Source organism: Aestuariibius sp. HNIBRBA575 (genome assembly GCF_040932005.1).
GTDB lineage: Bacteria > Pseudomonadota > Alphaproteobacteria > Rhodobacterales > Rhodobacteraceae > CANLNM01.
The window spans coordinates 1,733,355-1,753,440 of sequence record NZ_CP162414.1; the positions used below are offsets into that span (position 1 = coordinate 1,733,355).

Genomic DNA, 20,086 nt, shown 5'->3' on the forward strand with positions numbered 1-20,086 from the left:
AGGCCGCCCGAAGGCGGCCTGATCGTTAGTCTTCCCACCACCAAACATCTGGCTGCCAACCGGGCCAATCCCCAAAGATTGGCATGGTTTCCGGGTAATGCAGCTGACGGGCATGGCCGATCCGGCTGATGTTCCACTGATAAATTGGGATCACATAACGCCCGGCCATCAATGTACGATCCATTGCGCGCACCGCCGCGACAAAGTCATCCTGACTTTCGGATGTCACAAGGTTCTGCACCATCGCGTCAATCGCAGGGTCCTGCACCCCGGCCAAGTTGCGCCCACCGACAATATCAACCGATCCGCTGCCCCAATATAACGCCTGTTCATTGCCCGGGCTCAGCGACACGCCACGACGATAATAGGTCATATCAAAGTCATACGCGTCGGTGCGCTCTTTGTATTGGGGCGCATCGACGATTTCGACCGTCGGCGTGATCCCCAGTCGCGACAGGCTTTCAACATACATGTCGATCATGGCGATGTTTTCCGAAGACCCGGTTTTTAGCAAAATTTCAAAGGTAAACGCAGTACCATCCGCATCGGCCATCACCCCGTTTTGAACGGTGTACCCCGCCGCTTCGAATTGTGCCAAAGCGGTGCCAATGCCTGCACGATTGCGTTCTGACCCATCCGAAACGGGCAGGGCGTAGCCCTCTAAGGCGCCGGGCAGCAATGTATCGCTAAACGGTTCTAGGAATTCACGCACGCGACCTGTTGCGGGGCCTTCTTCCATTCCGAGGGGCGAATTTGAGTAATAGGACGTGATGCGCGGCTGCGCTGATCCGGTCATCGCTTCGTTGATGAACTCAAAGTTAAACGCATGGATCAACCCATCACGCACCCGCCAATCGGTAAATTGATCCTGACGCGTGTTCATCACAAACCCTGTGATCCCAGAAGGGCGGGAATGCGGCAGGATCGACAATTCGACATCACCGGACTGGATCGCCGGGAAATTATACTGGCTGTCCCATTTCGCGACGTTAAATTCACGGTTTGAATTGACGATACCGGTTTTAAACGCCTCAAACGCAGCGGTTTCGTCCCCGAAATATTCAATCCGCACTTCGTCTAGATTGAACGTCCCATTGCGGAACGGAACGACATCATTGCCCCAATAATCGGGATTGCGACGGAAACTGATATAACGACCAAATTCGACATCATCGACGATCATCGGGGATGACGTGATCGGAATGATTGAATCGCCTTCTTCTGCAAAATCGACGCCTTCGAATTGGGCTTTTTGCAGAATGGGCCGCATCCCAGCCAATAGGGCCAATTCGCGATCTTCGACATTAAAGGTAAACCGGATCGACCGATCACCGGTCTGTTCCATGGTTTCGATTTTGCTCCAGAACCCGACATATCGCGGATGCCCAACCGTCCCGAGCGTTTCATAGGACCACATCACGTCTTCGATGGTGACGGGGCTGCCATCGCTGAATGTTGCCTCTGGGCGCAGAGTGAATTCGACCCATTCGCGATTCGGCCCGGTTTCAATCGATTCGGCCAAAATCCCATACAAAGAGAACGGTTCGTCCAGCGACCGCCCCATCAATGTTTCGCCGATCATGAACCGCATCTGCCATGGCACGGTGCCTTTGCGGATGAACGGATTGACGCTGTCAAAGTTTCCAATGTTGGAAATCACCAGCGATCCCCCCGTTGGCGCGTCTGGGTTCGCATAAGGGAGCGCCACAAAATCCGGTGGTAGGGCGGGCTCTCCGTACATAGCTATGCCATGTTGCGGCTCGGCCAGGGCGGATGTTGCCCCGATGGCCAAGGTCACAGACAAAACACCGCGGTGCAGGGTGTTGTACAGTTTGGGGAAAAATACTGGTCTCATTTTGGCGACAATCCTTCAGTTCCCTGTAATCATTAAAGTTCACGCTAAACATGTGAACAGACAGTTTCAAACTTTTAGCTTGGATGCAGGCGTGAGATTGCTTATAAAGACTTCACTGCTCGATAGGTTTCTTGCCTGTATGAAACCTGCCTCAATAACTTCAACGCCAGCTTCGTGCTGGCGTTTTTTTCTTTTCAGGGGGCCGGTCATTTCAGCCCTACGCGCAAAACACACCATGCGCCCCCAATAAAATAAGCAGCTCAGGCGTCATTCCTAAAACTTACGAAACATCGGTTTGAATTTCCGTCGTTTCGCAATGCAGGGGCTTGGATGCTGACATCATTGAAGAATCGATATGTCTGTTGGAACTCGAATCGCGTGCTCGTTGATTGACCTTGAGGTGCCGCGTTTGGGGTGATTTGTGGATCGAAACTGTTACGTAAAATGTGGTTCAAATTGGCTGCGGCATTACGGATGCCTTTGGCGGGGTCAATCGACTTGTGATGCGGGTCTGCTGCGCTAAAAGAAAGGGAACCGTTTACGTAACTCAAATTGGTGCACCCATCTGACGATGCGCCAATGTTGATCAAAACCGCCGACCAATCAGGAGAATGCTCATGTCACTACAAGGAAAAACCGCCATCATCACCGGTTCGAATTCCGGGATCGGACTTGGAGTTGCGTGGGAATTGGCACGCGCTGGCGCGGATGTTGTTCTAAATTCATTCACCGACCGAGACGAAGATCACGCCATTGCCGATGACATTAGCCGCGAAACGGGTACCAAAGCCCGCTATATCAAGGCGGATATGTCCAAAGGCGCGGAATGCCGTGATCTAATCGCACAGGCCGGGGCCTGTGATGTGTTGATCAACAATGCCGGTATTCAGCATGTCGCGCCCATCGATGATTTCCCACAGGACAAATGGGATGCGATCATTGCGATCAACCTGACCTCGGCATTTCACACCACAGCCGCTGCATTGCCAATGATGCGCGCCGCCGGTTGGGGACGGGTGATTAACATTGCATCGGCGCATGGTTTGACGGCGTCGCCCTACAAATCGGCCTATGTGGCGGCGAAACACGGTATCGTAGGCATGACAAAAACCATCGCACTGGAAACCGCGCAAGAACCGATTACGGCAAATGCGATCTGTCCAGGCTATGTTTTGACGCCATTGGTCGAAGCGCAAATCCCCGACACGATGAAAGAATATAACATGTCCCGCGAACAGGTCATCAAAGATGTGATGCTCACCCGGCAACCATCCAAAGAGTTTGCAACCGTGGAACAACTGGGCGGCACGGCCGTGTTTTTATGTTCTGACGCTGCTACACAAATCACTGGTACAACGCTCAGCGTTGATGGCGGCTGGACTGCGCTCTGATCCTAAAATCAAAAGGCCCCGCTAAAAACGGGGCCATTTATGGATCATTCTGTCAGATCACTCTGGATAAGACATCGAGCCGCCATCGCTGTCGCCGTTGCCACTACTGGCGGCGACTGCGACCAACGCCAACAGGATCAATGGAATGATCAAGTTGGTGCTAGAAGAGGGCGCATCAACAGGAATGATCTGTGGAGGTGGGGTTGTGCTATCTGGCTCAGACATCCCGCCTGCAAATACACTAGACGTTGCAATAATACCGGCAGCGGACAGAGCTGCTATCGTTTTAATTTTCATGGCTCATCTCCAAAAAATGATTTGTGCCAATACTCTGCCACCCGCATATGCATAACGTCAACAAATCGTAAAATTCAGACCGCAAATCGTGGTTTTTTCAGAGGAAACTGGCAATTATGTCCACAAAATACAACTTAGCCTTGCAGGGCGGCGGTGCGCATGGGGCATTTACCTGGGGTGTTTTGCACCGCTTATTGCTTGAATCATCGCTTGAAATCGCTTCGATATCTGGCACCTCGGCCGGAGCGTTAAACGGCGCCGCAGTCAAATCCGGACTGGCAAAAGGATCGCGCGAGGCCGCGATAGAACAGCTTGATCTGTTATGGTCCGATGTGGGTGCTATCACAGATGACCGGTTTTCAGGTTGGATCAACGCCATGATGCCAACGATGCAAAACGTAACAAAGTCGCTGGACCATTCCCCCGGCTATATGTGGTTTGATATGGCGTCGCGGGCATTTTCGCCCTACGCCTATGGCCCGTTTTATCGCAATCCATTGGACCCCATCGTGTCCAAATTTCACTTTGACGATGTCTGCGCCGAAAAGGGGCCTCAGCTGCATATCTGTGCAACCAATGTGCGCAGCGGCAAAATCCGGGTCTTTACCGGGGCCGAAATCACAGCGGATGTCATTATGGCCTCGGCCTGTTTGCCAACGATGTACCAAGCTGTTGAACTGGACGATCCCAAAACCGGCCGAACCGAAGCTTATTGGGACGGTGGTTACACAGGCAATCCGGCACTTTTCCCATTGTTTGACAGTGAGTTGCCCGACGACATTGTGATCGTCAACATCAACCCGCTTTACCGGCACGCCATTCCTCAAACCCCTCAAGATATCCAAAATCGGATCAATGAAATCAGCTTTAATTCATCGCTGTTGCGCGAAATGCGGGCGATCCGGTTTGTAAAACGCCTGCTCGAAAACGGGTCGTTAACCAGGGGCAGCATGAAGGACGTCAATGTACACATGATTGCGGATGACACATTGATGACTGACCTGAGTGTTGCGACCAAAATATTGCCAAACCCGGTCACACTAGAACGATTACGCAAGGCCGGATTTGAGGCGGCAGATCAGTTCGTGTCAAAACACGGCGACAAAATCGGGCGCGAAGGCAGCGTGGATTTGGCAGAAATGTTCGACGAAACCTAGGCTTACATCTCGTGATGGACCAGCTTTTCGACTTCGGCGGCGACTTCTTCGGGTGTGTCCGCTTCGGATTGGCCCGGATAAACCAGTCCAGCGGAAATAACCAATTTGGCGGCATCTTCGATCGACATATCTAATTCGATCACGTCTTTGCGTGGGAAAAACAGTAAAAATCCAGATGTCGGGTTTGGTGTTGTCGGTACAAAAATCGACAACATATCCGACGTGTCTTTGGCTTTGCTTAGAACTTCGCCTTTGGTCGGGGAGGAAATAAAGCCAATCGCCCAAATCCCTTTGCGTGGATATTCGATCAAACAGGCTTTTTCAAAGCTCGCTTCGTTTTTGGCAAATACCGTCTGCGCCAGCTGTTTCGCGCCATTATAAATGGAACGCACAACAGGCATCCGCCCGACAAGTCCTTCGCCCCAAATGATAAAACTACGTCCAATAAACCCTTTGGCCAGCCAGCCGACAAAGATGGTAAAGATCAAAAAGACGATGACACCCACGCCACGCACGTTGACTTGGATCTGATCGTCCCCCGTTAGACCCAGCAACCGGTTCAGGATCGCATCAGGGTGATATGCACTGGGCACAAAGGGCCACACAAACCCATCAACCCAGCCAACAACCGTCCAGATCAACCAAACGGTCAAGCCAACAGGCGCAATCACCACGATCCCCGTCAGGAACGAGTTTCTCAATCCACCAAGCAGACTAAACCTGCGACGAGGGGCACGATCCGGATCAGGTTTTGTCACTTTACCACCAATGTTAGCATTTGTGGCTTATGTAAGGGCAGGGGATGCTCACAGCAACGGGGTTCCGCCGCTATGAGCGGAAATGGCTCACTTTTTTCCAAGTTCGCACATTTCGACCGCAATTTCAGCCGCCAATCGGGCATTGTTTAACACCAACGCAATATTTGCCGCCAAGGAACGCCCTTCGGTCAGTTCATAAATGCGGCCCAGCAAAAATGGCGTCACATCTTTGGCAGAGATGTTTTTGGCATCCGCTTCTGCCAAGGCCTGTTCGATGATCGGCGCCAGTGTTTCGGATGGGATCTGTGCATCCACTGGGATTGGGTTCGCGATCAACTGCCCACCGGGCAGCCCCATTTCACGATGCAGAATGTGCGCTTTTGCGATGTCAGCAGCAGTGTCCATGCGCAGCGGGGCCGCCAAATCAGAGGATACCGACCAAAATGCAGGCAAATTGTTTTGCCCATAGGCAATCACTGGAACACCAAGAGTTTCAAGGACTTCGTAGGTTTTGTTCAAGTCCAAAATCGCCTTTGCCCCGGCGGCGACAACTGTGACCGGCGTTTGCGCCAGTTCCTGCAAATCCGCAGAGATATCAAAAGTCGTTTCAGCACCACGATGCACCCCGCCGATGCCGCCGGTCGCAAAAACGCTAATACCGGCCAAACGGGCGGCAATCATGGTCGCAGCTACTGTGGTTGCACCCGTGCCGCCAGTTGCCATACAGGCGGCAATATCTGCGCGGCTCAACTTGGCCACCTGTGTTGCTTTGCCCAATTTTTCAAGCTGTTGCGCGGTTAAACCAACATGCAACACGCCCTCAATCACCGCCATCGTCGCGGGCACGGCACCATTGTCACGAATGCATGCTTCAACCCGTTGAGCGGTTTCTACGTTTTGGGGATAGGGCATGCCATGGGTGATGATTGTGCTTTCCAATGCAACAATAGGTAGGTTTTTCTCTTTTGCATCAGCAACTTCTGGGGCGTATTGAATGTTGATCACAGTGGTGTCTCTCCGGAAACATAGATGGCTGCGGAATGGATAGCGCGCGATAGCGCGTCTGACGCAGTCGCGCCACCTTTTTCCGCCGCAATATGGGCCGCCATAAAGGTATCGCCGGCACCGGTCACCCGTGTGACCAGCACTTCGGGTGGTTTTTGGGTAATCACTCCTGATTTATCCGCAACAGAGGCTGAGTTTCCGCCATCCGTCACCAAAGCCCGAGCTGCGCCGCGGTCAACCAAGGCCAGCGCGGCTTCGGCTGAATTGTCAAAGCTGGAATGCACCAACAATCCCGCCTCTTCGAGGTTGACGTATAAGGTCGCCGAAGGATGCCCCAACAAAGCCAGCAGGCGCTCTGCTTTGCCTGGAGAGGCAGGTGCCACGTGCAGGTCAGCCTTTGAAAACAGGGGGGATTTACCGATTTCTGACAGCAATTCACGGGTCAAGTTTCCGTCAAGTGCAACCAAACCTTCAAAAGGGGCCTCAGCCGATCCCAATCTGGAATCTTCTAATGGTCTCAGTATCTTATCACCAGCTTGTTCAAGTGAATGCGCATCTGCAATAGCCGCGATCAGCCCATTGGCACCTTCTACGGCCATGTAATTGTCTGTAGGCAAATCTTCGGATTGATAGACATATTCCGTGATCATCCCCAGCCGTTCTGCCTCTGACATCAATGCGCGCCCGTCGGCATCAACGCCAACCGAAGTCAGCAAAGCAGGGCGCATCCCAAACCGGCTCAGGGTCATGGCAATGTTCATCGCCACCCCCCCCGGAATACGACGAATCCGGCCGGGCACATCCGACCCTACCCGCATAACGCTGGCCGAACGGCCAATCACGTCCCACAAAACGGAGCCGATACATAAGATATCAGGCTTAACCAGTTGATTTTGCGATTTTGTCATTCGGGAACCTCAAAAGTTAATGACGCCCAGAGCGTTTCCCAGACTGCGCCCGTTTCAGCAACAACATTTGCGTTGGGTTCACGTAAAACCACAGCATCAACCAAGTAAGAATATCCCGGTTTCACGGGAAAATGCGCAATGCCATCCCCATCAGTGCGGTAAAAGCTAACATTGACACTGTCATCAGGTGCTTTTTCAAAGACCTCAACTTGTGCATTTGCACGGACGTGATCCCGATACCACAATTGCACGCTCATGTTTGACATGAAGACCGGGTCATAAGGATTTGTAATCGCAACAAATTCGGTTTCCAGATTTGTCCTCAGATCTGCACCTTCCCCGTGGCCGGCTGCAACCAGAGTTTTCGCGTATCGCGTGTAAACCTCTGTGAAATCTGCATCAGGCAAGGCACGTTCCTGATGACGGTCAGCAATGTCTGCAAAGTCTTTGTGATCTGCAAATCTTTGAAATTTTTCAAAGGTTTGATAGGTAAGCGTTGCGGCGTTGGATTTGTAGATAAAGATCTGCAATCCTTCGCCCAGTGGGTCGACATTCAGGGCAGGGCGATCGCCCAGACGTCCCATCACTGGCGCAACACGTTCCCCTGAAAACTGCATAAACAACTGAAACTGCTGCGGAAGATAAGATAATTCAACCCCATCAAAATTCTCACCGTTGACAATGGCGGCCTGAACCCTACCGTCTGCATCGATCTGATAGGCGCTTGGTTCCAGCCAAAATTCATGGGCAGATACCGGGACCGCGACCGGCGTGGCGATCATAGTAAAAGCAAAAGCGAGACGTTGCATGAAGTTTTCCTTGTTGACCCTAGTCAAAGTGTCTGTGTGGGCCGCGATGTCAAGCATCTGTCTGTCGGCACCCGTTGTGAATGCCCACGGGGTGATCCCAGCGATTGCAGACGTGGAAGTGACCGGCGGGCAAGTTGAGATGCGTTTGGAATTGGACGTCGAAGCGATCTTGGCTGGCATCGATTTGGATGGGGTTAGGGACACCGACGAAGTGACCGAAGGCACGTCATATGAACAGTTTCGCGCGATGGATGCCGCCCAATTAGAGCAAGCAATACGCGACGATCAGGATACAATCCTTAACGGTATCAGTGTGTTGCAAGCCGACGCAAAGGTAACTCTTGCCTTGTCAGACATTGTAACCGAACCAGCAGGTGACACAGAACGGCGGCGCACGACGACCCTCACCTTGGTTGGGGATGTACCGCCGGGCGCGGATCAAATGCAGGTTGGGTGGCTCAAAGAGTTTGGCACATTGGTTGTGCGCCAAATTGGCGTGCCAGACCCATATAGCGTCCATTTAGAAGGTGGCGCGCTGTCGGATCCTTTTGCCATTGCCGGGGGGTATCAGCAAACTGGGTTTGAGGCGTTTTTAGATTACATTCCCGTGGGTTACGAACATATCGTGCCATTGGGACTGGACCATATTCTGTTTGTGTTGGGGCTGTTTTTCTTTTCTACAGCGCTGCGTCCATTGCTGTGGCAGATCACTGCCTTTACGGCCGCCCACACGGTTACGCTGGCGCTTGGTGCGCTGGGGATTGTCAACATTCCCGGCCATATCGTTGAACCCATCATCGCCTTGTCGATCGTTTATGTCGCCGTTGAAAACGTGTTCCATCAACGCCTAAACCCTTGGCGTCCGGCGATTATTTTCGTCTTTGGCCTGCTGCACGGGCTTGGTTTTGCATCGGTGCTGGGGGAATTTGGCATTCCAGAACCGAACTTTATCCCGGCTTTGCTGGGGTTCAATGTGGGTGTTGAGATCGGTCAATTGTCGGTCATCGCCGCTGCGTTTCTGTTGGTTGGGCTGTGGTTTGGCACCAAAGAATGGTATCGCCGCGTCATCGCGGTGCCCGCATCCATCGGGATCGCGATTATTGGGATTTATTGGGTGATCGAACGGGTTTTCCTGTAGTTTCTGCTTGCCATCCCGGCCCACTCGGATTAGATGCGCGTCATTCAATCCCGCAGGCGGGGTCGGGTGGTTTGGAGAGACATCCCAAAACATCCACCGGTTGGGCAAATGCTCCAATCCCCGCTGAGGCTAAACCGGAAAGGAAAAGACATGGCTCTTCCCGAGTTCACCATGCGTCAACTGCTTGAAGCAGGTATGCACTTTGGTCACCAGACACAGCGCTGGAACCCCAAAATGGGCCCATATATTTATGGTTCCCGCAACGGCATCCACATCATGGATCTAACGCAAACTGTTCCAATGCTGGACCAGGCTCTGCAAGCAATCCGTGACACCGTCGCCAAAGGCGGCCGGATCCTGTTTGTTGGTACAAAACGCCAGGCACAGTCCCACATCAAAGATGCGGCTGAGCGTTCGGCACAATATTACATGAACCACCGTTGGTTGGGCGGCACATTGACAAACTGGCAAACAGTTTCTCAGTCAATCAAACGCCTGAAAGCCATCGACGAAGCATCCGAGCGCGGTTTCGAAGGCCTGACCAAAAAAGAGCGTCTGGGCATGGAACGTGAGCAAGGCAAATTGCAAGCGTCTTTGGGTGGTATCAGCGACATGGGCGGCGTGCCTGACCTGTTGTTCGTTATCGACGTGAAAAAAGAAGACCTGGCCATCGCTGAAGCCAACAAACTGGGCATCCCAGTGGTTGCGATCGTTGATTCCAACTGTTCCCCAGATGGCGTTGACTATGTGATCCCAGGCAATGATGACGCGGCTCGTGCGATTTCGCTTTATTGCGATCTGGCCTCTCGCGCTGCTCTGGACGGCATGTCTGCGCAACTTGGCGCTGCTGGCGTTGACTTGGGCGAAATGGAAGCCGCTCTGGAAGAAGAGATTGCTGCACCGGCTGCGGAAGTTGCCGAAGCCTAAACACTTTTGGTCCCGCTAATGGGGCCAATTGTTGCAAAACTGATACCGGGTGCGGGCTAAACCCCACCCGGAACAATCATTTGGAAAACCCTCCAAGGAGACGTGAGATGGCAATTACCGCTGCTATGGTCAAAGAACTGCGCGACACAACGGGCGCAGGCATGATGGACGCCAAAAAAGCACTGACTGAAACCGCTGGTAACATGGAAGAAGCCGTTGACTGGCTGCGCACCAAAGGTTTGGCCAAGGCTGCTAAGAAATCTGGCCGCACCGCCGCCGAAGGTCTGGTTGCTGTTCATGTTGAAGGTGGCCGTGGCGTCGCTGTCGAAGTGAACTCTGAAACCGACTTTGTTGGTAAAAACGCCGAATTCCAAGAAATGGTTGGCACAATCGCCACTGTTGCTTTGGGTGTGAACGACGTTGACGCGCTGAAAGCGGCAGACGCTGGTGGCAAATCTGTCGAAGCCCTGGTCACAGCAAAAATCGCCACAATCGGTGAAAACATGTCTGTGCGCCGCATGGATGCACTGGAAGGCGACGTTGTTGTTTCTTATGTGCATAACGCTGTTGTCAGCGGCATGGGCAAAATCGGCGTTCTGGTTGCCATGCAGGGCGGCGACGAAGCACTGGGCAAACAGATCGCAATGCATATTGCAGCCGTGAACCCCGCCGCATTGTCCGAAGCGGACATGGACGCCTCTTTGGTTGAAAAAGAGAAGCAGGTTCAAATGGATATCGCGCGCGAATCCGGCAAACCAGAAGCTGTGATCGAAAAAATGATCGTTGGCCGCATGAAGAAATTCGTGGCTGAATCCACATTGCTGAACCAGCAGTTTGTTGTGAACCCTGACCTGACCGTTGGCGCCGCAGCATCCGAAGCCGGCGCAACCATCACTGGTTTTGTCCGTCTCGAAGTTGGCGAAGGCATTGAGAAAAAAGAAGAAGATTTCGCAGCAGAAGTGGCAAAAGTCGCCCAAGGCTAAGATTTTTTCGATACCTGTCCATTTGGGGCAGGGGTGTTTGAGGCCGTTCACAGTTGTGGACGGCCTTTTGCGTTTAAGGTTTGTTCATACTTGTGACTATAAAATGAAAAAAACGACGCATCTGTCAGGAAACACAGACACGCCGTTTCTCAGTTTGACGCATATCCCGGGGATGGGATGGAATGGCGACAAACATCTTCGGGGTGCTGGACTGTCATGACGATTATTCCAAAACAGCCCAGCGTCCGGTTTCCCGGTACGGATCTGCTGGCCTTGAAATCACAAGGGGTCCGACCCGCCGTTCCCTGGCCAAAGGCCACCACTCACGGAACAGTTAATTAATGCCAAATGACGTGACGTCGCGATAGTCGGGGATTCCGTACCTTGTTTAGAAAGCTTGCGAACGACGTGACGGAAAACGCAATAAACTTACGTTAACGTCAAACGTCTAGCACGAACATTTGGTTGTAAAACGCGGCTTTCAACACAGCCTGTGCCGTGGTTTCCACATCCAACGACTCTCGGGCGAGGCGCAGATGTTTTTCGACCGTCGCGGCGGTTAGCCCCAGCAACAAAGCAATGTCTTGGGTGGTTTTACCGTCGCCAACCCATTCCAGTACCTCACGCTGCCGCTTTGTCAGGTTGCGCGAACCGGAATAGGGCAGGGTCAACAATTTGAGATGCACCACATTGTTCATCACAATGATATCGTCACCATGTTCGTCCCACATGGCATCAACATCCTCTTGGGGGGTGTCTGCCTTTGCCGTCAGAGCAATCGCACCTTTGTAGCGATCAGACACTGAGCGGAACGAAATCGTATATCCACTGGTCACACCCATGGACCGGTTAAAATCCATAACACGCTGTTCTGATGCGGTAATATTAATGCGGCGATACATGTCCTTTAGCCAAGACCACGAACATGCACCGTTATTTTCAATCGCCCAACGCAACATCGGCGCGTGGAAATACAGGCCTTCATCGATGAACACATCCATATAGTCCGGAGAATGGTTGGTCAGGATCACCCAATCCTGAGGATCCCCCAAAGAGCTAGAGGTTTTATACCGCGTAAAGCCATAAATCAGCCGATCAAACCCATAAGAGGCCATTTTTTCGGTGTGCATGTTCCAGAGATTTTCGATCGTCTGCGTGTTCGTGACGTCGTCCAGATATTTGCGCAGCGCAAATTGGCTCATGATTGCGCCTCCAAATGGGTTTTCATGGCGTTCATCGCCAATGTGTAACCGGCCGCGCCAAATCCACAGATCTGGCCCAATGCGACAGGCGCAATAAAGCTTTTGTGGCGAAAACTCTCACGGGCATGAATATTACTCAGATGCAGCTCAATAACCGGAAGCCCAATAGAAGAGATCGCATCCATCAGAGCAACGGATGTATGTGTGTACGCGCCGGCGTTAAATATCACACCATGATGCTGTTCGCGGGCTTGGTGCAGATAATCGATGAGAACACCTTCAGAATTGCTCTGTTTAAAATCAAGAGCAAGTCGAAGTTTTTTGGCCTCAGATTCACAGGACTGTTCAATGTCCGCAAGGGTCGTCGCGCCGTAAATATCGGGCTGACGTGTTCCCAAAAGATTCAGATTGGGGCCGTTTAAGATTAAAATAGAATAAGTCATGACACTTTAGGGATTAGCATCTTTGAACCTTTGGTCAAAAGCAAAATGCCCAAATGCCGTAAGGTTGTGCTATAAATTCTGTATAGTTAACGGGATTGGTGTCCAAATTGATCGGTAAGCAAACATATACGATCTTTATTTACCATAATACCTATTATGCGCAAACGATCTGTACGGATCAGACCCCATCACCCATTGCGAATATATGAGAATCCATTGAAATACGCCTGCTTGGCACGCCCGGATACATCATACGCAAACATACCCACAAAAGCGCCTGTGAACGATGAATGCTCGCCCACGCCACCTTCGTCAGAGATCAGATATGCGGGCATCGCCGGACCGATGGCTTGCCAATCGGTATCTGCGGACTTCCAATAAAATTGTTGCGTCGCATGATCGACATCAACACGCAGCTCGACATCACCATCCGGAATGGCAGTCAAAGCGCCGTCAATAAAGCTGAGCTGCGCATTTGGCACCCCCAACATCGACATGATCGACAAACAACGGCCCAAACTCGGATCATAGCTAAGAACAAGGGCGTGGAATTTTGACGTGTTGTAATACGTCGTTAAACCGGCACCTTGTTGATAGGTATCGGGGACAAAAGCCACGCTTGTTGTGGCGCTGTATTTGAAATCTTCCTGGCGTCGTGCCACCAATGCCGTTTCAAATAAGCTGCCGAGGCTTTCTCGTCCCGTTAAGGTTAGAACGCCTTGATTTAATTGAAACAATCGATCAGGTTCCGGGCTGCGTAACCATTGAAATTCTGGTGGCATCGCTGCTGGAAATGGCACATGAACACTGTCACTCAGGCCTTTGATTTCAGGTCCATAATCGATTTCAGACCTTGGTAAAAAACCGCCGTTTTTCAAGTATAACCAGTCATCTTTCCAAACCACTTCTTCGATCCCGGTTTCACGTCCCAACGGGCAAAACCGACCCCTGCCCTGATCATCCGGGATCGGACGCCCGATAAGGAAAGTATGCCAATGCCGGCCATCTGCGGCTTCGACATATTGGCCATGGCCTGTCCGCTGGATCGGATGATCTGTGTCCGCAGCGCAGATCACATGTAAATCAGGATGATCCTCATAAGGCCCAAGGATCGACCGCGACCGCGCCAATGACACTGCGTGTTGATAGCCAGTGCCGCCCTCGGCTGTGGTCAAATAGTAATACCCATTGCGTTTAAACAGATGTGGCGCCTCAGTTAAGCCCCGGGATGTACCGGGATAGATTGAAGTGATCGGGCCGATTAGCCCCTGCCCCGGCTTATATTCCTGTAACAATGTGCCATCAAAGGCAGAATGCGTCGCGTTTTGACCGGTTCCGGGGCCACGATGGTTCCATTGCGGGTTCACCCAGTATTTTCGACCGTCATCATCATGAAACAAAGAAGGATCAAACCCGGACGAATTTATGTATTCCCGCGTTGACCATTCCCCATCAATGTCCGGACAAGTCACTATGTAATTATGGGCATCTTTGAACGACCCGCCCAACCGTTTGACATCCGTGTAAACCAGCCAAAACACACCATTGGCATGGCTAAGACATGGGGCCCAAATCCCGCCGGAATCCGGATTGCCCCGCATATCAAGCTGATCCGCACGGTTCAGCGGCCGAGACACCAAGGTCCAATTCACCAGATCCCTTGAATGATGGATTTGAACCCCTGGATACCATTCAAAGGTAGAGGTCGCGATATAGTAATCCTCTCCGACCCGGCAGATGGACGGATCTGGATTAAACCCCGGCAAAATCGGATTACGGATCATCGCGACCTCCTTTTATCTTTGCTTCACATCATAACGCGTTGTTAAAAAGCTACTTTAGCAATGCACGCGCCTCATCGGGTCCCAGAGGGTCCGGGCGTTTACATGTGGTGCTAAGCGTTACAAATTCGCCGATCTCACCCGATTTCAGGATCGATGTCATGATATCAGTGGCATGAACCGCGATTTCTAATCCACAGCGATGTGGGCGATCTTCGGCAATGGCAACAACCATATCTGCCAAACCTGCGCAGCGATAATTGGCCTGTTTTTGGTCGCCGTGATCCTCATTTGGGATACCAAACGGATGATCCCACGCCTGAACCGGAACAATATCATTGTTTTCACCCGACATTTCCAATTCGCCGCCAAAGAAATTCGGATCGGGCACAAACAGACTGCCTTTGGTCCCATACAATTCCATATTTGCATGCCGATGCGCCCAAACATCCCAAGACGTTGAAATCGTTATCGTTGCCCCTTGTTCAAATTCCACCAATGCGTGGATATTCGTTGGGGTTTTGACCGGAATCTCCTCGCCCGCACGGGGTTCGGACAAAATGGTGCGTGTCGGCGACGCCATCGATGTCAGCGCCCCAACCCGTTTTGCAGGCCCCAGCAATTGCACCAAATTGGTGATGTAATACGGCCCAATATCAAGCATCGGTCCCGCCCCGGGCAGAAAGAAGAAATCTGGGTTCGGGTGCCAATGCTCCATTCCGTGGCTCATGACATGCGCCGTGCCAGCCACGATCTGGCCAACATCACCTTGGTCAATCATCGCCCGAACCTGTTGATGCGCACCGCCCAAAAACGTATCGGGGGCCGATCCAACCCGCAGGCCCTTTTCGGCGGCCAATGTCGCCAAGGCCTTGCCCTGTTCCAATGTCAGTACCAAGGGTTTTTCGGAATAGGCATGTTTGCCATGTTCCAGAATGCTGCGCGTGACATCATAATGCGCGTCGGGAATGGTAAGGTTAACGATAATGTCGATGTCACTGCTGTTTAACAGATCATCGATGCTACGTGCCTGAACGCCAAATTCATCGGCGCGCGCCTGAGCCGCATCTGCATTCAGATCAGCCACCGCAATGATGTGAACGCCTTTGAACATCGGCGCCAGTCGCAAGTAAGCCGCAGATATATTTCCGCAGCCGATTATTCCAACATTTTTCATTTTATTAATTCCTTAGAATGATTTAGCGGACGCAATTGCGTTGGCTGCGAAACGCTTGTCATCATTTGGATTGTCATGTTCCATCACAAAGTGATCCGTTCCAACCGCAATCAAAGCCGCATAAATCGCTGGCCAATCCATCACGCCCAGCCCGACATCTGCCCAGCCATCTTCGTCCTGATTTTGACCATTGGCTGCGATATCTTTGACATGTGCGGCTTTGATCCGGGACTTGTACTTGTTAATTGTGGTGAATGGATCTGATCCTGCGCGGACGGCCCAAGCCACGTCAAACTCAAATTGAAGACGCTCATCCGCCCCCAACATATGGTCAATGGGCAGGCTGCCGTCAGGCAAAGCCACGAATTCAAAATCGTGATTATGCCACCCAAAGACCAAACCGGCGTCCCAAAACGGTGCTCCAGCAATGGCCAAACGACGCCCAAATTCTGCCCAACCCGCCGCGTCACTTGGGCGGTCCTCTTGGGCAAGATGGGGTACAAAAACCATCTCAATTCCAAGAGATTTGCAAATATTCAGCACGCTTTGGGGATCGTTTTCAATCTGATCCAACCCCATATGCGCAGACCGCATCGTCAAACCCGTTTGTTTGAGCGATTTTGCCAGTGCCGCGACGGATTCGTCACTGGTATATAGACCGCCATAGCCTTCGCCTCCGACATAGCCAAGGCTTTGGAGCATGTCGAAAGTATCTGAAATCGTTGGAAAATTCCGTGAGGAATAGAGCTGATAGGAAAAACTGCTCATGTCGTTATCCTTGAACATATGTAGGGTAAGTGGCCGAATGCAGGTCGCGCGATAGGAAGCGCGGTTTGGCGTCCGGCGAACGAGGTGTGAATGCCACTATGACGGGGGCATCGGGTAAAACCGTGAACGCATTGTTTGAAAAATGCCCGGGCTGGTCGGCTTCGATTGAAACGCAGAATGCCGGTTTTTTCACAGTGAGGGTCAACTGATAAATCCCCTTTGCAAACACGACATCTATATCGATTTCGGGCGCAGATAAATCATAGGATTTCCAGGGCTTAGGCGTTACGACCTCTTGCATGTTTCCGGCGGGGCTGGTCCAATCCAAGATCAGAATTTCTTGATCCCCAATATCACTGCGCTGGATAAATCCGTCTGACATTGCATCTTGTTCGGTGATCGACATTTCCTGTGTTAAAACAGATCGTTGGCCCCCGTCGGGGGTCACTGCGCGGATCGAAACCAAAGACGTAAACGTTTTAGGCCCATCATTTACGGCCTTTATGCGCCATCCGTCGCTGTCAGGGACAAGCGTCGCCATCACCGGCGCAAAAAAACGGCGCGCGGCATGGTGCAACAATTTCCAGCCGCCTTTGTGATCAAGGCTTGCCCAGCTGGCCACAGGCCATGAATCGTTAAGCTGCCAAATCAACGTTCCCATACAATTGGGCTTCAAGCTGCGCCAATGTGTAACCGCGGTGCGGATAGCTTCGGCTTGTTGAATTTGACTTAGGTAAACGAAGTTTGGGAAATCCACAGGGAACCGATAATACCGGAACATGGTTTCAGCGATGCGAGCATTTCCGCCTTCGTTTTTCTGATGGCTTTCCATGACCGGCGACGCGATATTCATATCCTCGGTCGCGGCAAACCGTTTGATCACATCCATTGAAGGATAGGATTGAAACCCAAATTCGCTGCAAAACCGCGGTGCAACGTCCCGGTAATGCTCAAAATCTTTGCCTTCATGCCAAACGGACCAAAAATGCATGTCCCCTGCATTATCGTCATGCCATGCATCCCCAAAACTGAGCGGCCCCGGCGACGGGCTGGACGGCCACCAATTTGCGTCTGGATCAGTCTCTAACAAGGCGGTTTCAATCGTGCGATTTAGACGATCGTAAGCCACCAAATAGCGATCTCGGTCTTTGAGACTTTCTTCATACCACGTCAATGCGCCGATCAGTTCGTTATCGCCGCACCAAAGCGCAATGCTGGGATGATGCTGCAAACGACTAACGTTATCGCGTATTTCGGCATCAACCTCAGCTAGAAAGGCGGGATCCGCGGGGTATAGATTGCAGGCGAACATACAATCCTGCCAGACCAGCAGACCCAATTCATCACACAGGTCATAGAACCAATCAGGTTCATAGCGCCCCCCACCCCAAATACGGATCATATTCATATGGGCATCAACAGCGGATTGCAGCAATTCGCGCGTTTCGGCCCTGGATATTTGCCCCGCTAACGCGTCAGCTGGGATCCAATTCGCACCACGCGCAAAGATGTCTTTCCCGTTCACTCTAAAATTAAACGAACGGCCGATTTCATCTGGTTCACTGATATGCTGAATGTCGCAAAAACCCATGCGCACAACACGATGCGAATTGGCAAAAGACACAACAACATCATGCAATTTCTGATCGCCCAAACCAACAGGCCACCAAAGTTCTGGCGCATCAAACGAAAACTCTGCTTCGACTTTTCCCCCTGAACTTATCCCCCTTACTGTTTGACCATAAAGAGAAATCTCCCATTCTCCCTGGCCCTCAACTTGGGTGGAAACCCTAACGTTAACGCGCTGATCGATATGGGTTTGGTGGATGTGAATATCCCCAATTTCCGGGCCATTTCTGGTTAAAAATATGGGATCATTCACACCTGTTGGGCCCAAGGCGATGTTCCAGTCCCAGCCAAAATCACAGGCAGGTTTGCGCAACATGTTACCGTTTGGGATCGGGCAATTCTTACTATAGGGCTGATAAAAATCCTGCTCAGCTTGCCTTTGATCAGCACTACGTGCAGCGCTGTCTAACTGGACAACAATTGTATTTTTTCCCTCGACCAAAACCTGCGATAAATCAACCTTATAGCGCCGATAAGCGTTCTGGGATTGGTGCACGACAACGCCGTTCACGGTGACCTTTGCAACACAATCAAGCCCAGCCAAATGCAGCTGCATATCAGTATGTGTAAGCGTAAATTGACGTTCTAAAACCCAGTCTCGTTCACAAATCCAGCGCAGGTCGTGTTCATTACGCCCCCAATACGGATCCGGAATAACCTCAGCCTCTGCCAAAGCAGTGACCACATCACCGGGTATACGCATGTCGACATGGTAGTCACCGCTCTGATCGCGAAGCGACCAAAGTCCAGTTAAATCAACACGATCGACTATGTCCTTCACAGCCGTTGCTCGCTCTTTTTATCAAAAAGTGAAACCTTGGATGGATCAATCCCGATCAGCAGCCTGTCCCCAGACTGGATTTTTGACTGCCCATCCATCCGAACACGAAACGGGATACCATTAAGTTTGGACCAAACCAGCGTGTCCGCCCCCATGGTTTCAACCAATTCCACGGTGATTTCGGTATTAAACGTGTGGTTTTTGGCCGCTTCACCGGTTTCGACATGTTCAGGGCGCACCCCTAGCACCGCCGGGCGATCAGTCACGCCTTGGGAAAATGCGTAACCGTCCAACGGAATGGTCCCGGCGTCCATTTTAAAGCTGTTGCCAACGAGCTCTCCTTCAAAAAACGTCATGGACGGAGACCCAATAAAATCAGCGACATAAAGATTTTGTGGACGGTTATAAATTTCGTCCGGGCTGCCCAATTGCATGATCATCCCGTCTTTCATGATCGCAATCCGATCCGCGAGCGTCATTGCTTCAATCTGATCATGAGTCACGTAAATCATTGTGTTTTCAAGCTGTTGATGCAGTCTTTTCAACTCAACTCTTAAGTCTGCTCGCAGCTTTGCATCGAGGTTTGACAATGGTTCATCAAACAGAAAAACATCAACATCACGCACCAAGGCACGACCAATTGCGACGCGTTGCCGCTGGCCACCAGACAAGGCCCCCGGTTTTCGTTTCAGCAAGGGTTCGATTTGCAGCACCTCTGCGGCACGTGCCACCCTTTGCTTGATCTCTTCTTTGGGCATTTTCGCGTTTTTCAAGCCAAATGACAGGTTTCCTTCGACGCTCATCTGCGGATAAAGCGCGTAAGATTGAAAAACCATACCAATCCCGCGATCAGACGGTTCCGCCCAGGTCACATTTTCACCATTGATGAAAATCTGCCCGTCAGTCACATCAAGAAGACCGGCTATGCAATTGAGAAGAGTGGATTTTCCGCAACCAGATGATCCTAACAACACCAGGAACTCACCTTGCTGAATGGACAGATCCAGCTGCTTAAGGACTTCTACAGCCCCAAACCGAAGGTCTAATTGACGGATTTCTACAGAAGGTTGAGACATA

General features: G+C 51.6%; 18 protein-coding genes. 5 read left to right on the top strand and 13 right to left on the bottom strand.

Annotated features, from left to right (window positions below):
* Window positions 1–25 precede the first annotated feature (25 nt).
* Window positions 26–1,741, bottom strand: coding sequence for an extracellular solute-binding protein (locus AB1F12_RS08775; RefSeq protein ID WP_368188324.1), 1,716 nt, complete (start codon window positions 1,739–1,741; stop codon window positions 26–28).
* Between the two features lie 731 nt (window positions 1,742–2,472).
* Between AB1F12_RS08775 and AB1F12_RS08780 the strand changes: the two genes are divergently transcribed.
* Window positions 2,473–3,246 carry a 3-hydroxybutyrate dehydrogenase gene (locus AB1F12_RS08780; RefSeq protein WP_368183538.1) on the top strand — a complete coding sequence of 258 codons (774 nt, stop codon included), beginning with the start codon at window positions 2,473–2,475 and terminating at the stop codon, window positions 3,244–3,246.
* Window positions 3,247–3,303: 57 nt separating this feature from the next.
* On the opposite strand, the gene AB1F12_RS08785 is transcribed toward AB1F12_RS08780, so the two are convergent.
* A complete protein-coding gene (locus AB1F12_RS08785; RefSeq protein WP_368183539.1) occupies window positions 3,304–3,543 on the bottom strand; it encodes a hypothetical protein in 240 nt (79 codons plus the stop codon).
* Window positions 3,544–3,659: 116 nt separating this feature from the next.
* On the opposite strand from AB1F12_RS08785, the gene AB1F12_RS08790 reads away from it, so the two are divergent.
* On the top strand, window positions 3,660–4,700 hold the full coding sequence (locus AB1F12_RS08790; protein ID WP_368183540.1) for a patatin-like phospholipase family protein: 1,041 nt from the start codon (window positions 3,660–3,662) through the stop codon (window positions 4,698–4,700).
* 2 nt (window positions 4,701–4,702) lie between these two features.
* Here the strand turns inward: AB1F12_RS08790 and AB1F12_RS08795 are convergent, their stop codons facing one another.
* From AB1F12_RS08795 to AB1F12_RS08810, 4 genes are all read right to left on the bottom strand, one after another.
* On the bottom strand, window positions 4,703–5,458 hold the full coding sequence (locus AB1F12_RS08795; RefSeq protein ID WP_368183541.1) for a DUF502 domain-containing protein: 756 nt from the start codon (window positions 5,456–5,458) through the stop codon (window positions 4,703–4,705).
* Between the two features lie 87 nt (window positions 5,459–5,545).
* On the bottom strand, window positions 5,546–6,463 hold the full coding sequence (locus tag AB1F12_RS08800; RefSeq protein WP_368183543.1) for a pseudouridine-5'-phosphate glycosidase: 918 nt from the start codon (window positions 6,461–6,463) through the stop codon (window positions 5,546–5,548).
* Window positions 6,460–7,371, bottom strand: coding sequence for a PfkB family carbohydrate kinase (locus AB1F12_RS08805; protein ID WP_368183545.1), 912 nt, complete (start codon window positions 7,369–7,371; stop codon window positions 6,460–6,462). Before AB1F12_RS08805 ends, AB1F12_RS08800 begins: the two co-directional genes overlap by 4 nt.
* Window positions 7,368–8,180, bottom strand: a complete 813-nt coding sequence (locus AB1F12_RS08810; RefSeq protein ID WP_368183547.1) for a DUF4198 domain-containing protein — start codon at window positions 8,178–8,180, stop codon at window positions 7,368–7,370. The genes AB1F12_RS08805 and AB1F12_RS08810 overlap by 4 nt, the downstream gene beginning before the upstream one ends.
* Between AB1F12_RS08810 and AB1F12_RS08815 the strand changes: the two genes are divergently transcribed.
* The 3 genes from AB1F12_RS08815 (at window position 8,179) to tsf (ending at window position 11,228) form a co-directional block, all read left to right on the top strand.
* Window positions 8,179–9,318, top strand: a complete 1,140-nt coding sequence (locus tag AB1F12_RS08815; protein ID WP_368183548.1) for a HupE/UreJ family protein — start codon at window positions 8,179–8,181, stop codon at window positions 9,316–9,318. The two genes, AB1F12_RS08810 and AB1F12_RS08815, sit on opposite strands and share 2 nt — an antisense overlap.
* A 150-nt stretch (window positions 9,319–9,468) precedes the next feature.
* Window positions 9,469–10,245 carry a 30S ribosomal protein S2 gene (gene rpsB, locus AB1F12_RS08820; RefSeq protein WP_368183550.1) on the top strand — a complete coding sequence of 259 codons (777 nt, stop codon included), beginning with the start codon at window positions 9,469–9,471 and terminating at the stop codon, window positions 10,243–10,245.
* A 107-nt stretch (window positions 10,246–10,352) separates the two neighbouring features.
* Window positions 10,353–11,228, top strand: coding sequence for a translation elongation factor Ts (gene tsf / locus AB1F12_RS08825; protein WP_368183553.1), 876 nt, complete (start codon window positions 10,353–10,355; stop codon window positions 11,226–11,228).
* Between the two features lie 440 nt (window positions 11,229–11,668).
* On the opposite strand, the gene AB1F12_RS08830 is transcribed toward tsf, so the two are convergent.
* The 7 genes from AB1F12_RS08830 to AB1F12_RS08860 form a co-directional block, all read right to left on the bottom strand.
* Window positions 11,669–12,430, bottom strand: coding sequence for an autoinducer binding domain-containing protein (locus tag AB1F12_RS08830; RefSeq protein WP_368183554.1), 762 nt, complete (start codon window positions 12,428–12,430; stop codon window positions 11,669–11,671).
* A complete protein-coding gene (aroQ, locus tag AB1F12_RS08835; RefSeq protein ID WP_368183555.1) occupies window positions 12,427–12,873 on the bottom strand; it encodes a type II 3-dehydroquinate dehydratase in 447 nt (148 codons plus the stop codon). The genes AB1F12_RS08830 and aroQ overlap by 4 nt, the downstream gene beginning before the upstream one ends.
* 188 nt (window positions 12,874–13,061) lie before the next feature.
* Entirely contained in the window at window positions 13,062–14,657 is a 1,596-nt protein-coding gene (locus tag AB1F12_RS08840; RefSeq protein WP_368183557.1) for a glycoside hydrolase family 43 protein, read from the bottom strand.
* Window positions 14,658–14,706: 49 nt separating this feature from the next.
* Window positions 14,707–15,831 carry a Gfo/Idh/MocA family protein gene (locus AB1F12_RS08845; RefSeq protein ID WP_368183559.1) on the bottom strand — a complete coding sequence of 375 codons (1,125 nt, stop codon included), beginning with the start codon at window positions 15,829–15,831 and terminating at the stop codon, window positions 14,707–14,709.
* Window positions 15,832–15,843: 12 nt separating this feature from the next.
* Complete coding sequence (locus AB1F12_RS08850; RefSeq protein WP_368183561.1) at window positions 15,844–16,599, bottom strand: sugar phosphate isomerase/epimerase family protein; 756 nt, start codon at window positions 16,597–16,599, stop codon at window positions 15,844–15,846.
* A gap of 4 nt (window positions 16,600–16,603) precedes the next feature.
* Window positions 16,604–18,931: a glycoside hydrolase family 2 protein gene (locus AB1F12_RS08855; RefSeq protein ID WP_368183562.1), complete on the bottom strand. Its 2,328-nt coding sequence runs from the start codon at window positions 18,929–18,931 to the stop codon at window positions 16,604–16,606.
* Between the two features lie 74 nt (window positions 18,932–19,005).
* A complete protein-coding gene (locus tag AB1F12_RS08860) occupies window positions 19,006–20,085 on the bottom strand; it encodes an ABC transporter ATP-binding protein (RefSeq protein WP_368183565.1) in 1,080 nt (359 codons plus the stop codon).
* Between the last annotated feature and the right edge of the window lies 1 nt (window position 20,086).